The sequence below is a fragment of the Pseudarthrobacter defluvii genome (assembly GCF_030323865.1).
Taxonomy (GTDB): Bacteria; Actinomycetota; Actinomycetes; order Actinomycetales; family Micrococcaceae; genus Arthrobacter; species Arthrobacter sedimenti.
Genome location: NZ_CP066362.1, coordinates 3,015,725 through 3,027,948, shown reverse-complemented (window position 1 = coordinate 3,027,948; position 12,224 = coordinate 3,015,725). Strand labels below are relative to the sequence as shown.

Genomic DNA, 12,224 nt, shown 5'->3' with positions numbered 1-12,224 from the left:
GCAGAAAATCCTACGGCGGATGGCCCCGGCCGGCAGGCCGCAAGATGTTACTGGCGGGTAACATTGGTACATGCACCTGCTCCTGAGAACCCTTTTTCTGCTCTTCCGTTCGTCCCGGCGCCCGCCGCTCGCTGTCTGGGAAGCGTCGTCGCTGCCGCTGCGGGTCCTGCCAACGGACATCGATATCGCCATGCACGTCAACAACGGCATGTACCTGTCCCTGATGGACCTGGGCAGATTCGACCTGATGGTACGCAGCGGCGTCTGGAAGCGGATGCGCCGGCGCGGGTGGAGCCCGGTGGTGTCCGCGGAAACCATCTCCTTCCGCAAGTCACTCCAGCTATGGCAGGAGTACACCATCGAGACCCGCATCATCGGGCTGGACACCAAGGCGATCTTCTTCGAGCAGCGCATGGTGGCCGACGGCGAGATTTACGCACGTGCCTACATCGCCACCCGGCTGGTCACCAAGGCCGGCCCGGTGGGCCAGGAGGACATCCTCGCCGAATTCGGCACCCCGCCTGCGGACCTCATGCTCCCCGAATGGATCCACGAATGGCGCGCCTCCAGCGCCCTCCCCGGCAGCCGCACACCCGCGCCGCACCTATGGAAGACGGGCGCCTAAAGGCCGGGTGCCGGCGTCGTACTCCCTGTTGTTCCCAATGACGCGGGGAGCGAACAGGCGCGACAGGGACGGGCCGGGCGCGTACCGTGGACACATGGCTACCCTTGACATCACAGGTGAAAAGTTCGCATCCACGATCGAAGGCAACGACATTGTCCTGGTCGATTTCTGGGCAGAATGGTGCGGTCCCTGCAAGCAGTTCGGCCCCACGTACTCCGCGGTTTCGGAGAAGCACCCCGACGTCCTCTTCACCAAGGTGGACACCGAAGCCGAGCAGCAGCTTGCGGCGGAGGCAGGCATTACCTCAATCCCCACGCTGATGGCCTTCCGCGAAAAGGTGCTGGTGTTCTCCCAGCCCGGCGCGCTGAACGCCCAGCAGCTGGAACAGGTGGTGGACGCAGTGAAGGCGCTGGACATGGAAGAGGTCCACGCCCACGTCGCCAAGCAGCGGGAGGAAGCAGAAGCGGCAGCAAGCAAGCCCGCCGGATCCCAGGGCGGCACGCAGGACGGCACGCAGATCCCCGACTTCTAAGACTCGTCTTAAAGCAAATGCGGGACCTCCCATGGGAGGTCCCGCATTTCTGCGTTTAAGAGTCAGCGCTAGACGCGTTCCACCTTAACCGGTTCGGCCAGCAGCGCGCTGAGCGACTCGTTCAGGTCCTGCACTGCGGTGCCCTTGGAATGCTTGTCCAGCTCCTCCTGGGACGCCCACTGCTCGGTCAGGACCAGCTTTTCCTCGGTGGCCTCGGTCAGCTCGTAACGGATGCAGCCGGGCTCCTTCACCACCTCATCGATCGCGATATCCAGGGCCAATTTCACGCGGTGGAACTCGCCCTCGTTGGGGATGAACGTTGCTATCAGGTCAATGGGTGCACTCATGGTTTTCACAATACCGGGCGCCGCCGGCCTGCCGGTTCTGTTGCGTCCGTTTCCCCGCCTGTCGTCCTTCTCCTGCCGTGATCCTGTTGGTAGCGTGCCTTCATGCGTGCTTACACAGCCGGGGACACTGACGTCCCGCTCCTGGGGGAAACCATCGGCGCCAACTTTGAGCGGGTGGTGGCGCAGTTTCCGCTGCATGACGCCCTGATCGAGGCCGCCCCGGTGCCAGGCGGTGACGCCCGCCGCTGGAGCTACACCAAGATGAACGACGACGTCGACCGGCTGGCACGCGCGCTCCTCGCCTTGGGCGTCGACAAGGGGGAGAGGGTGGGCATCTGGAGCCCTAACTGTGCCGAATGGACGCTGTTGCAGTACGCCACCGCGAAAGTGGGCGCCATCCTGGTCAACGTCAACCCTGCCTACCGCAGCCATGAACTCGAATTCGTGGTCAAGCAGAACGGCATGCGCATGCTGGTCACCGCGCCGTCTGACAGCAACAGCGCCTACGTGGACATGGCCCGCCATGCGCTCCTTACCTGCCCGGACCTGCGGGAGCTCGTCTTCCTCCCGGACCACGGACTGGACTCCCTCAAGGCCGGCAGCCCCCAAAGTGACGCGGAACTTACGTATGGCGAATTGCTCACCCGGGCGGACGGCGTCGGGCATTCGGTTCTGAAAGCCCGCATGGCCGAACTTTCGCCGCACGACCCCATCAACCTGCAGTACACCTCCGGCACCACCGGATTCCCCAAAGGTGCCACGCTGACGCACCACAACATCCTGAACAACGGCTTCGCGATCGGCGAGCTGCTGGGCTACACGGAACGGGACCGGGTAGTCATCCCCGTGCCGTTCTACCACTGCTTCGGCATGGTGATCGGCAACCTCAACGCGCTCAGCCACGGTGCCGCCACGATCATCCCGGGACGCGGCTTTTCACCCTCTGCCGCACTTGAGGCTGTCCAGGACTTTGAGGGGACGTCGCTGTACGGCGTGCCCACCATGTTCATTGCCGAGTTGGCCCTGCCCGACTTCGGCAGCTATGACCTGTCCACGCTCCGCACCGGAGTGATGGCGGGTTCGCTGTGCCCCATCGAGGTGATGAACCGGGTGATTTCGGAGATGAACATGGTGGATGTGGCCATCTGCTACGGCATGACCGAGACCTCGCCGGTGTCCACCATGACCCGCAAGGGGGACACGCTCCAGCAGCGCACCGAGACAGTGGGCCGCACCATGCCGCAGCTGGAGAGCCGGATCGTAGACCCTGCCACCGGCGAGGAGCTGGAGCGCGGGCAGATCGGCGAACTCTGCACCCGCGGCTATGCCGTGATGGCCGGGTACTGGAACCAGCCGGACAAGACGGCCGAAGCCATCGACGCCGACGGGTGGATGCACACCGGAGACCTTGCCCGCATGGACGACGACGGGTACGTGGTGGTGGAAGGCCGGATCAAGGACATGGTCATTAGGGGCGGCGAGAACATCTACCCACGCGAGATCGAGGAGTTCCTGTACACCCACCCCGACATCCAGGACGTGCAGGTGATCGGCGTCCCGGATCCGCGGTACGGCGAGGAACTGATGGCCTGCGTCATCCTCAAGCCAGGGGCCGGGCCGCTGACTGCTGAATCCCTCACCGAGTTCTGCCGCGGGCAGCTGGCCCACTACAAGATCCCCCGCTATGTGGAAGTCAGGGAGAGCTTCCCCATGACGGTTTCGGGGAAGATCCGGAAGGTCCAGATGCGCGAGGAAGCCGTGGCCCGGCTGGGCCTCTAGGCGTTGACGCGGCGCCGGCGGCTGGTTCCCGCCCGGACAGCCACGACGGCGGCAACGGCAACCGCTGCCAGTGCCGCCAGGGCCAGGACCGCCCCGCTTTCCCACTGCGGCAGCGACAGCGTGCGGGTGCTGCCGCCGGTCGTCCCGCTGCCGGGGATGTTCCAGTCTTCCTGGGATGGGAAGATGCCGGCCGGGAGCTTCTCCTGCTGGAGCTCACGCTGGGCGGCCAGCCGGTCCCGGACCTCCTGATTCGGGGCGGGCACGATCGTATCTGCGACCACGGCAGCAGGAAGGTTCACAATGTATGGCTCACCGTAAAAGGCTGAGGATGCCACCGATTCCAGCCAGGTGCCTGGGGGTGTCTCGACGCCGTGCCGCGCGAAGGCAGCGCGCAGCATCTCCTGGATGTCGCCGAGGCTCCTGCCGTCGGCGTCCCGGGTGACCTCGAAGATGGCCAGCTGAAGCCGCACCTTCTCGTCCCCCATCGGGTCTGCGATGGTGGGATCATCAGCGGCCGGGTCATTGGCGGTGGGGTCCTGCGCCTCGGGGTCCAAGGCGGCGGGATTCGCGGCCTGCCGCTCGCTGCTGGCCCGGTTCATGCTGACTGGGTTGGTGCTCATGGGGTCCCTTCCGTCCTGTTGCAGCCCTCCGCCTCTCGGGCGGCTTTCACCCATGGCCGTACCCATCGCCCGGCGGATCAAGCGCCCTGATTTAAAGCAGGGCCTGTGGTGCGGGCCCGGATCACGGTCCGCAGGTCAGTACCCGCGGTGGTCCTGGATGGTCATGCGCGGGCCGAAGGTGGGCTTGCGGAAGCCGGTGCTCTGGATCATCCGGACCACGCGCTGCCGGTGCCCGCGCCACGGTTCCAGCAGTCGGAGCATGCCGGCGTCGTCCGTCCGGCGTCCGGTCAGTGCCGCCCCCACATAGGCCGCCAAGTGGTAGTCGCCCACCGAAATCGAGTCCGGGCAGCCATGCGTGCGCTGCACCACCTCCGCCGCGGTCCACACCCCGATGCCGGGGATTACCTGCATCTTCTGGGCCGCCTGCCCGGCCGGCAGGGCGGCGAGGCGTTCGAGCGCGACGGCGGAACGCAACGCCCGCATGACCGTGGCCGAACGCTGGGGTCCTACGCCGGCCTTGTGCCACTCCCAGCTGGGAACCTGCAGCCACTGCGCCGCGGTCGGCGGCACGACGAGGCCAGCCGGTGTGGACGTTCCGGCCGGGGGAGCCGGCGTTCCATAGCGGTGCACCAGGTAGCGGTAGGCGCGCCGTGCCTCGATCACCGTCACCTTCTGCTCCAGGATGATCGGCACCAGTTGGTCCACCATGCGGCCGCTGGACGGCAGCCGCACCGCCAGGCAGCGCCGCCGCGCCTCCCGCACCATGCGGGGGAGGGTGGCGTGGAAGGAGGGGTCGTCAAAACCGCCCCAGTCGTCCTCCGCACCCAGCAGCCGGGGTGCCGCCTGCACGGCGGCCGCAGCCCCGGGGCCCCACGCCTGGATGTCCACCAGCGGCCCGCCTGCTTCGCCGCCGCCCGCCGGGGCGAGCCGCAGGGTTGCCGGGCCGGCCGGCGTCGTAAATGCGTTCCAGATGACGTCCCCCTGGACGCTGAACGAAGGATCGCTGTTGCCGCGCAGGAGCGGTGCAAGAGTGCGGGAAAGGCTGTAGGGAGCCTCCGGATACCACCGCAGGGACATGTCCGCCGCGGCTGCCAGCCGGGGAGGTGCCTCTGCGATCGTCATGCCTTCCATCGTCCCATGGACCACCGACCCCGGCGGGACCATCGGCCCTTCTGCGCCTTCCGGGCCCGGATTACGATCGCCGCGTGGCACTCGGGCAAGCAGTACAGGAACCCGGGACCGGGCAAGCCAATAGACCGCGCATCACAAGATTCGGAGGGCCCCATGGGCGGAGTAGTGCATTTCGAGATCCCCGCGGACGACCAGAAGCGGGCAAGGAAGTTCTACCAGGAGGCACTGGGCTGGCGGATCGAAGCAGTGCCGGGGATGGACTACAGCATGGTCATCACCACGGACATGGACGACGACGGCCGGCCGGCGGCCGCGGGCGCCATCAACGGGGGAATGATGGCCAGGGACGGCCGGATCACCGCCCCGGTCATCACCGTCGACGTTCCGGACATTAACGCCACCCTCAAGAGCGTCGAGGAGCTGGGCGGCTCGGTGGTCATGCCGAAGAACGAGATACCCGGAATGGGCTACACGGCGTACTTCAAGGATCCCGAGGGCAACGTCATGGGTCTTTGGCAGAACCTTCCCGGCGAGGGGCCGGGCGCAGGCAGCTGATCGGGAGCCGGGCGCCGGCCGCCGCAACGCAAGGCACCCCAAAACTCAGGGCATCCCGGCAGCCGCCCACAGCGCCAGGACGGCCAGCGGGACGGTCAGCGCAACGGCCACCAGGCCCGCGGCGGCAAACCCGCCCCACCTGATGGGCACGTTCAGGACGCGCAGCCGCTCGTGCCACAGCAGCGTGGCCAGCGAGGCCCACGGGGTCACCAGCGGGCCCAGGTTCACTCCGATCAGCAGGGCGGCCAGTCTGGCCGGCGATCCCGCCACCGGTTCCAGTGCCAGGTAGGCGGGAAGGTTGTTGGCTGCGTTGGCCGCGGCCGCCCCGACGCCGGCCAGTTGCAGCAGTGCGGGCAGGGTGTCCCCGGACCCGGCCACGCCCGCCAGCAGGGTGGTGAGCCCGTGCGCGTGCAGGGCCTCCATCAGCATGAACAGGCCCACCGTCAGCATCAGCGGCCGCCACGGGACCATGGACCACCGCAGCACGGAGGGCCTGCGGCGGAGGAAGACCGCCAGCAGGACGGCGGCCGCGGCGAGCGCCGGGTACTGGACGGGTATCCCGGACACCAGCGCGGGCAGCAGGACCAGGAGCGTGACGGCCGCGGCCTTCAACAGAGTGTTGTCCCGGACGGGATGCGCCGGCTGCGGCCCGTAGGTGCCGCGCAGGTCCCGGCGGAACGCGAGCCAGAGCAGGGCAAGCGGGACCAGCAGGCCAACCAGGGCAGGGGCCCAGACCAGACCCGCAAAGCGCCAGGGGGTCAGGCCCAGCCGGTCCTGGGCCAGGAGGTTGGTCAGGTTGGAGACCGGCAGCAGCAGGGAAGCGGTGTTGGCCAGCCAGATGCTGGTCAGCGCAAACGGCAGCGGCGGGATCCGGGCGTGGACCGCCAGGAGGACCACCACGGGTGTCACCAGCACGGCGGTGGTATCCAGGGACAGAAAGACGGTGGATATCGTCGCGACCGCCACCACCAGGAGCCACAGGAGAAAGACGCGGCCCCGGCCCAGGGCAGCAAGCCGGTCCGTCACCACCCGGAACAGCCCAGCCTCGTCCACCAGTTCGGTGACCAGGGACATGGCCAGCACGAAGGCAAGGATGGGAATGGTGCGGGTGGCCAGCTCCCCGAACGCGGGAAGGGGGAGTACGCCCCATGCAAGGGTGGCCACGCCTGCTGCCAGGATGGCGCCGGGCAGCAGGTAACTCCGGGCGGCTTCGAGCCATGCGAACTGCTTCACCGGGCTATCCTCGCACCCCCGGCAGGGAAGGGCTCACAGGAAGCGGTAGTTTTGTACCTATGAAGTACGCCCAGTCCATCCTGGACCTCATCGGCAATACCCCGCTCATCAAACTCAACCACGTGACCGAAGGCATCAAAGCCACCGTCCTGGTCAAGCTGGAGTACCTGAATCCCGGCGGCTCCATCAAGGACCGCATCGCGGCGCAGATGATCGAGGACGCCGAACGCGAGGGCAAGCTGAAGCCCGGCGGCACCATTGTGGAGCCCACGTCCGGCAACACCGGGGTGGGCCTGGCGCTGGTGGCGCAGCAGAAGGGCTACAAGTGCGTCTTCGTGGTCCCGGACAAGGTGGGCGAGGACAAGCGTGCCGTGCTCCAGGCCTACGGCGCCGAAGTGGTGGTGACGCCAACTTCCGTCCCGCCGGACAGCCCGCAAAGCTACTACGGTGTGTCCGACCGGATCACGCGCGAGACCCCTGGCGCCTTCAAGCCGGACCAGTTCTCCAATCCTGCGGCACCGGGCAGCCACTACAAGACCACGGGCCCCGAAATCTGGCGGGACACCGACGGCAAGGTTACCCACGTCGTCATCGGCGCCGGTACAGGCGGCACCATCACCGGCACCGGGCGGTACCTCAAGGAGGTTTCGGCTGACAGGCCGGAGTCCGACGGCGGGGTGGTCCGGATCATCGGCGCGGACCCCGCGGGTTCGGTCTACTCAGGCGGCACCGGCCGCCCGTACTTTGTCGAGGGCGTCGGCGAGGACATGTGGCCGGCGAACTACGACAAGACCATCCCCGACGACGTCATCGCGGTCACCGACGCCGATTCCTTCGCCATGACCCGCCGCCTGGCCCGGGAAGAGGGGCTGCTGGTGGGCGGCTCTTCCGGCATGGCCGTAGTAGCCGCGCTCCAGGCGGCCAGGGACCTGCCGGAAAGTGCCGTCGTCGTGGTCATCCTTCCCGACTCGGGCCGCGGCTACCTGGCCAAGATCTTCAACGACCAGTGGATGCGTTCCTACGGGTTCCTCTCCGGTGGCGAGGAAACGTCCGTGGGGGAGGTCATCAAATCCAAGAACGGCGAGCTGCCGGACCTGGTGCACATCCACCCCAACGAGTCCGTCCGCGACGTCATCAACATCATGAACGAGTTCGGCGTCAGCCACATCCCGGTCCTGTCACAGGAACCGCCCGTGGTCATGGGCGAGGTCCTGGGCGCCGTGGACGAACGCACCCTCACCGCCAAGCTGTTCCGCGGCGAAGCCAAGCTCACGGACAAGATCTCCGAGCACATGGGACCCAAACTTCCCGTCATCGGGTCACTGGAAACCATTTCCGCGGCCAGGGAACTGCTCTCGGACTCGGACACCCTGATGGTCACCTTCGTGGGCGCGCCCGTGGGCATCCTCACCCGGCACGACCTGCTGGCCTATCTCAGCAACTGAACTGCCTGACCCCGATCAGCCAACCCCGATAAGGAGCATCATGCCTGCCTCTGAAAACCAGGGTTTCAACACCCGTGCCGTGCACGCCGGCCAGGACTTCGAGCCCCGCACCGGTGCCGTGGTGCCGCCGCTGCACTTCAGCTCCACGTATGCGCAGGACGGCATCGGCGGCCTGCGCAGCGGCTACGAGTACGGCCGCGGCGGCAACCCCACCAGGGATGCGCTGCAGGAACAGCTCGCCGCGCTGGAACTGGGCACCCACGCCTACAGCTTCAGCTCGGGCCTTGCTGCGGAGGACGCGCTCATCCGCGCGCTGACCCGGCCCGGGGACCACATTGTGCTGGGCAACGACGCGTACGGCGGCACGTACCGGTTGATCAGCCGGGTTCTGGGGGACTGGGGGATCGGCAACACCCCGGTGGACATGGCCAACCTGGACCGGGTCCGCCACGCGGTGGAAGCCCACAAGACCCGGTTCGTGTGGGTGGAGACGCCGTCCAACCCGCTGATGAAGATCACCGACATCGTGGCGCTCGCCGACATTGCGCACGACGCCGGCGCCCTCCTTGTCGTCGACAACACCTTCGCGTCCCCGTACCTGCAGAACCCGCTCGCCCTGGGTGCCGACGTGGTGGTCCATTCCACCACCAAGTACATCGGCGGCCACTCCGACGTGGTGGGCGGCGCCGTCGTGGTGAAGGACGCAGAGCTGGCAGAGAAAATCGGCTTCGTGCAGTTCGCCGTGGGCGCCGTGTCCGGGCCGATGGATGCGTTCCTGACCACCCGCGGCCTGAAGACGCTGGGCGTCCGGATGGACCGGCACAGCGAGAACGGGCAGGCCGTGGCCGAATGGCTGCTGGAACGCCCCGAGGTGGAGGCCGTCCTCTACCCGGGCCTGCCAAACCACCCGGGCCACGAGCTGGCCAAGCGCCAGATGCGCAAGTTCGGCGGCATGGTGTCCGTCCAGTTCAAGGGCGGCGAAGCAGCTGCCCGCAAGGTGGCCGAGTCCACGTCCGTGTTCACGCTGGCGGAGTCCCTGGGCGGGATCGAGTCGCTCATGAACTACCCCTCCGAGATGACCCACGCTTCGGTTAAGGGCACCGAGCTGGCCGTCCCCGTGAACCTGCTGCGCCTATCTTGCGGCATCGAGGACGCGGGGGACCTGATCGCGGACCTGGACCGGGCGTTCTCCAACATCTCTTAACATCCCTCCGGAAACCCTGGCTTTCTTGAAGAAAGTCAGCTAGCTTTTTCCGTATGCCTCTTCGATCCGACTGGTCCCAACGCAACTGCAGCATGGCCCGCGGCCTGGACATCCTGGGCGACCCTTGGAGCATCCTGGTGCTGCGCGAGGTCTTCTTCGGAAACGGCCGCTTTGATGCCATGAAGGACCGGCTGGAGGTGGCGGACTCGGTCCTCACCAAGCGCCTGGCAGGCCTTGTTGAGTCGGGGCTGCTGGCGAAAAAGGCATATGACGACGGCGGCCGCTCCCGCCAGGAGTACGTCCTCACTCCCATGGGTGAGGACGCGCTCCCGGTCCTGAACGCGGTGACCATCTGGGCGGAGAAGCACCTGCCGGCGCCCTCGGACAAGGCGCACCTCTACGTCATCCACGCCGGGTGCGGGAATCCCACCACCTCGGCGGACACCTGCACGGAATGCGGGGAAAGGCTGACCGCGGCTAACACCAGCTGGCACAGCCGGGCCAGGTCTGAGCAGCCCATTCCGTTGTCCACTGCTTCCGCGAAGGGATCAGCCGCATGAGCATCCTGCCAGAAGAGGCCTCCCCAATTCCCGCGGACTCTGTTGCCCCCGCCTCGCCGCCCCGGAAGCGCAGGCGCCTGCACCCCGCATGGACGGTGGCCGCGGTCGCGTTCCTGGCCCTCGTCGGGGCAGCCGGGTTCCGGGCCGCCCCGGGTGTCCTCATGGTCCCGCTCCAGCAGGAGTTCGGCTGGTCCACCACCGTGTTGTCCGCGGCCGTGAGCATCAACCTGGTGCTCTTCGGCCTGACCGCCCCGTTCGCCGCCGCCCTGATGGAACGGTTCGGCGTCCGGGCCGTCACCGCAACGGCACTGGTCCTGATCGGCATGGGCAGCGCCCTGACCGTGCTGGTGAACCAGTCCTGGCAGATCCTGCTGACATGGGGGCTGCTGATCGGGCTGGGTACCGGTTCCATGGCCCTGGTCTTTGCCGCCACCATCGCCAACACCTGGTTCACCAGGAGCCGCGGCCTGGTGATCGGCATCCTCACCGCCGGCAGCGCGGCCGGACAGCTGGTGTTCCTGCCCTTCATCGCCATGCTGGCCCAGGACCCGGGCTGGCGGCAGGCCTCCCTGCTGATTGCCGCCGGCGCGCTCGCCGTTGTCCCGCTGGTGTTGAAGTTCCTCAAGAACTCGCCTGCCGACGTCGGGGTCCTGCCGTACGGGGCGGAGCCAGCGGCCCTGGAAGCCCCGGAACCGGAAACCGCCACGGTTCCGGACAATGGCCCCCGGACCAACGCCGCCATCCGTGCCCTGCAGGTGCTCCGACGCGCCAGCAAGGTCCGGACCTTCTGGGCTCTCGCAGCCGGATTCGCCATCTGCGGCGCCACCACCAATGGCCTGATCGGCACCCACTTCATCCCCTCCGCCCATGACCACGGCATGCCGGAAACCACCGCGGCGGGGCTGCTCGCCGTCGTCGGGATTTTCGACATCATCGGCACCATCGCCTCCGGCTGGCTGACGGACCGCTTCAACCCCCGCATCCTGCTGGCCGTCTACTACCAGTTCCGCGGCATCGGCCTGCTGGTGCTCCCGCTGCTGCTCAACGCCGAGGTGCAGCCCAGCATGATCGTGTTCGTTGTGATCTACGGCCTCGACTGGGTAGCCACCGTCCCGCCCACGGCCGCCATTTGCCGGGAGACGTTCGGGGCTGACGGCAGCGTGGTTTTCGGGTGGGTCTTCGCCGCCCACCAGCTCGGGGCTGCCGCGGCCGCCATCGCTGCCGGCGCCCTCCGCGACGCCACCGGTCACTACACCTACGCGTGGCTGGGGGCCGCGGCTATGTGCACCATTGCCGCCGTCATCAGCGCCACCATCCGCCGGCACAAAGGCTCAGCGGGGACGACGGCAGGGGCAGAGCCGGCAGCGGCCTGAACAGCGCGGGCACCAGCCGCCGCTAGGCTGGTCGGATGGAATCCGTCGCACCCGTCCCCACCCGCCCCGTTGCCCTGGTCACCGGAGTGGGGCGCCTGGCCGCCATCGGCGCCGGCATCGCCCGGCAGCTCGCTGCGGACGGCTGGGACCTGGTCCTGTCCTACTGGGCAGACTACGACGCCCGCATGCCCTGGGGAAGCGAACCGGAGGACGTGGTCCGGCTCACCGCCGAGCTGGAAGCCATCGGCGCCAAGGTCCACGTCCTGTCGGCCGATCTCCAGGACCCCGGCGTCCCGGACCGGCTGGTTGCAGAGTCCGCGCAGCTGGCCGGACCATTGCAGGGCCTGGTGCTCAGCCACGCGGAGTCGGTGGATTCGGGCGTGCTGGACACCACCATCGAATCCTTTGACCGGCACTTCGCGGTGAACACCCGCGCCAGCTGGCAACTGATTGCCGCGTTCGCACGGCAGGCAACGGACGACGGCGGCGCGATCGTTGCGCTGACCAGCGACCACACAGCGTTCAACCTTCCTTACGGCGCCTCGAAGGGGGCGCTGGACAGGATTGTGATTGCCGCCGCCCGCGAACTGGGCCCGCAGGGGATCTCGGCGAACGTGCTGAACCCGGGCCCGGTGGATACGGGCTGGATGACCACGGACGTCCGCGAGGAGCTCACCGCGCAGCAGCCTACCGGCCGCCTGGGCACCCCGGCCGACGTCGCCGGAACCGTTGCCTTCCTGCTCTCGCCGGCCGGCCGCTGGGTGTCGGGACAGCTGATCAAGGCCGACGGCGGCTTCTCGGCCTGACCAGCCGGGCCAAC

Annotated in this window: 13 protein-coding genes; 9 read left to right on the top strand and 4 right to left on the bottom strand. The window is 67.7% G+C overall.

Annotated features, from left to right (window positions below):
• The first annotated feature begins 70 nt into the window (after positions 1 to 70).
• Complete coding sequence (locus JCQ34_RS14020; protein ID WP_286398345.1) at positions 71 to 625, top strand: acyl-CoA thioesterase; 555 nt, start codon at positions 71 to 73, stop codon at positions 623 to 625.
• A 94-nt stretch (positions 626 to 719) separates the two neighbouring features.
• Entirely contained in the window at positions 720 to 1,157 is a 438-nt protein-coding gene (locus JCQ34_RS14015) for a thioredoxin family protein (RefSeq protein ID WP_236799181.1), read from the top strand.
• 68 nt (positions 1,158 to 1,225) lie between these two features.
• Here the strand turns inward: JCQ34_RS14015 and JCQ34_RS14010 are convergent, their stop codons facing one another.
• The gene (locus JCQ34_RS14010) at positions 1,226 to 1,504 is read right to left on the bottom strand and encodes a putative quinol monooxygenase (protein WP_286398342.1); all 279 of its coding nucleotides are present in this window, start codon (positions 1,502 to 1,504) and stop codon (positions 1,226 to 1,228) included.
• Positions 1,505 to 1,606: 102 nt separating this feature from the next.
• Between JCQ34_RS14010 and JCQ34_RS14005 the strand changes: the two genes are divergently transcribed.
• Positions 1,607 to 3,283, top strand: a complete 1,677-nt coding sequence (locus tag JCQ34_RS14005) for an AMP-binding protein (protein WP_286398341.1) — start codon at positions 1,607 to 1,609, stop codon at positions 3,281 to 3,283.
• Here JCQ34_RS14005 and JCQ34_RS14000 read toward each other — a convergent pair.
• Positions 3,280 to 3,903 carry a hypothetical protein gene (locus JCQ34_RS14000; RefSeq protein ID WP_286398339.1) on the bottom strand — a complete coding sequence of 208 codons (624 nt, stop codon included), beginning with the start codon at positions 3,901 to 3,903 and terminating at the stop codon, positions 3,280 to 3,282. The two genes, JCQ34_RS14005 and JCQ34_RS14000, sit on opposite strands and share 4 nt — an antisense overlap.
• Before the next feature lie 135 nt (positions 3,904 to 4,038).
• Entirely contained in the window at positions 4,039 to 5,025 is a 987-nt protein-coding gene (locus tag JCQ34_RS13995; RefSeq protein ID WP_286398337.1) for a DNA-3-methyladenine glycosylase family protein, read from the bottom strand.
• Positions 5,026 to 5,187: 162 nt separating this feature from the next.
• Here JCQ34_RS13995 and JCQ34_RS13990 point away from each other — a divergent pair, with 162 nt between their 5' ends.
• Entirely contained in the window at positions 5,188 to 5,589 is a 402-nt protein-coding gene (locus JCQ34_RS13990) for a VOC family protein (RefSeq protein ID WP_286398335.1), read from the top strand.
• A gap of 45 nt (positions 5,590 to 5,634) precedes the next feature.
• On the opposite strand, the gene JCQ34_RS13985 is transcribed toward JCQ34_RS13990, so the two are convergent.
• Positions 5,635 to 6,822: an SLC13 family permease gene (locus JCQ34_RS13985; RefSeq protein ID WP_286398334.1), complete on the bottom strand. Its 1,188-nt coding sequence runs from the start codon at positions 6,820 to 6,822 to the stop codon at positions 5,635 to 5,637.
• A 59-nt stretch (positions 6,823 to 6,881) separates the two neighbouring features.
• Here JCQ34_RS13985 and JCQ34_RS13980 point away from each other — a divergent pair, with 59 nt between their 5' ends.
• Genes JCQ34_RS13980 through JCQ34_RS13960 form a run of 5 tightly spaced genes read left to right on the top strand, consistent with a single transcriptional unit; the run spans position 6,882 to position 12,210 of the window.
• Positions 6,882 to 8,267, top strand: coding sequence for a cystathionine beta-synthase (locus tag JCQ34_RS13980; protein ID WP_142133021.1), 1,386 nt, complete (start codon positions 6,882 to 6,884; stop codon positions 8,265 to 8,267).
• A 40-nt stretch (positions 8,268 to 8,307) separates the two neighbouring features.
• Positions 8,308 to 9,471 (top strand): cystathionine gamma-synthase, encoded by a 1,164-nt coding sequence (locus JCQ34_RS13975; RefSeq protein ID WP_286398331.1) that lies wholly within the window; start codon positions 8,308 to 8,310, stop codon positions 9,469 to 9,471.
• A gap of 53 nt (positions 9,472 to 9,524) precedes the next feature.
• Positions 9,525 to 10,031 (top strand): winged helix-turn-helix transcriptional regulator, encoded by a 507-nt coding sequence (locus JCQ34_RS13970; protein WP_286398329.1) that lies wholly within the window; start codon positions 9,525 to 9,527, stop codon positions 10,029 to 10,031.
• Positions 10,028 to 11,404, top strand: a complete 1,377-nt coding sequence (locus JCQ34_RS13965) for an MFS transporter (protein WP_286398327.1) — start codon at positions 10,028 to 10,030, stop codon at positions 11,402 to 11,404. The genes JCQ34_RS13970 and JCQ34_RS13965 overlap by 4 nt, the downstream gene beginning before the upstream one ends.
• Before the next feature lie 35 nt (positions 11,405 to 11,439).
• On the top strand, positions 11,440 to 12,210 hold the full coding sequence (locus tag JCQ34_RS13960) for an SDR family oxidoreductase (RefSeq protein ID WP_286398326.1): 771 nt from the start codon (positions 11,440 to 11,442) through the stop codon (positions 12,208 to 12,210).
• Positions 12,211 to 12,224 lie beyond the last annotated feature (14 nt).

What these genes read in the sequence shown, in the direction of transcription:
- JCQ34_RS14005 (WP_286398341.1), top strand. Translation starts at nt 1,607, where the DNA reads ATGCGTGCTTACACAGCCGGGGACACTGACGTCCCGCTCCTGGGGGAA.
- JCQ34_RS14020 (WP_286398345.1), top strand. Translation starts at nt 71, where the DNA reads ATGCACCTGCTCCTGAGAACCCTTTTTCTGCTCTTCCGTTCGTCCCGG.
- JCQ34_RS13960 (WP_286398326.1), top strand. Translation starts at nt 11,440, where the DNA reads ATGGAATCCGTCGCACCCGTCCCCACCCGCCCCGTTGCCCTGGTCACC.
- JCQ34_RS13980 (WP_142133021.1), top strand. Translation starts at nt 6,882, where the DNA reads ATGAAGTACGCCCAGTCCATCCTGGACCTCATCGGCAATACCCCGCTC.
- JCQ34_RS14015 (WP_236799181.1), top strand. Translation starts at nt 720, where the DNA reads ATGGCTACCCTTGACATCACAGGTGAAAAGTTCGCATCCACGATCGAA.
- JCQ34_RS13975 (WP_286398331.1), top strand. Translation starts at nt 8,308, where the DNA reads ATGCCTGCCTCTGAAAACCAGGGTTTCAACACCCGTGCCGTGCACGCC.
- JCQ34_RS13965 (WP_286398327.1), top strand. Translation starts at nt 10,028, where the DNA reads ATGAGCATCCTGCCAGAAGAGGCCTCCCCAATTCCCGCGGACTCTGTT.
- JCQ34_RS13995 (WP_286398337.1), bottom strand. Translation starts at nt 5,025, where the DNA reads ATGACGATCGCAGAGGCACCTCCCCGGCTGGCAGCCGCGGCGGACATG.
- JCQ34_RS13990 (WP_286398335.1), top strand. Translation starts at nt 5,188, where the DNA reads ATGGGCGGAGTAGTGCATTTCGAGATCCCCGCGGACGACCAGAAGCGG.
- JCQ34_RS14000 (WP_286398339.1), bottom strand. Translation starts at nt 3,903, where the DNA reads ATGAGCACCAACCCAGTCAGCATGAACCGGGCCAGCAGCGAGCGGCAG.
- JCQ34_RS14010 (WP_286398342.1), bottom strand. Translation starts at nt 1,504, where the DNA reads ATGAGTGCACCCATTGACCTGATAGCAACGTTCATCCCCAACGAGGGC.
- JCQ34_RS13970 (WP_286398329.1), top strand. Translation starts at nt 9,525, where the DNA reads ATGCCTCTTCGATCCGACTGGTCCCAACGCAACTGCAGCATGGCCCGC.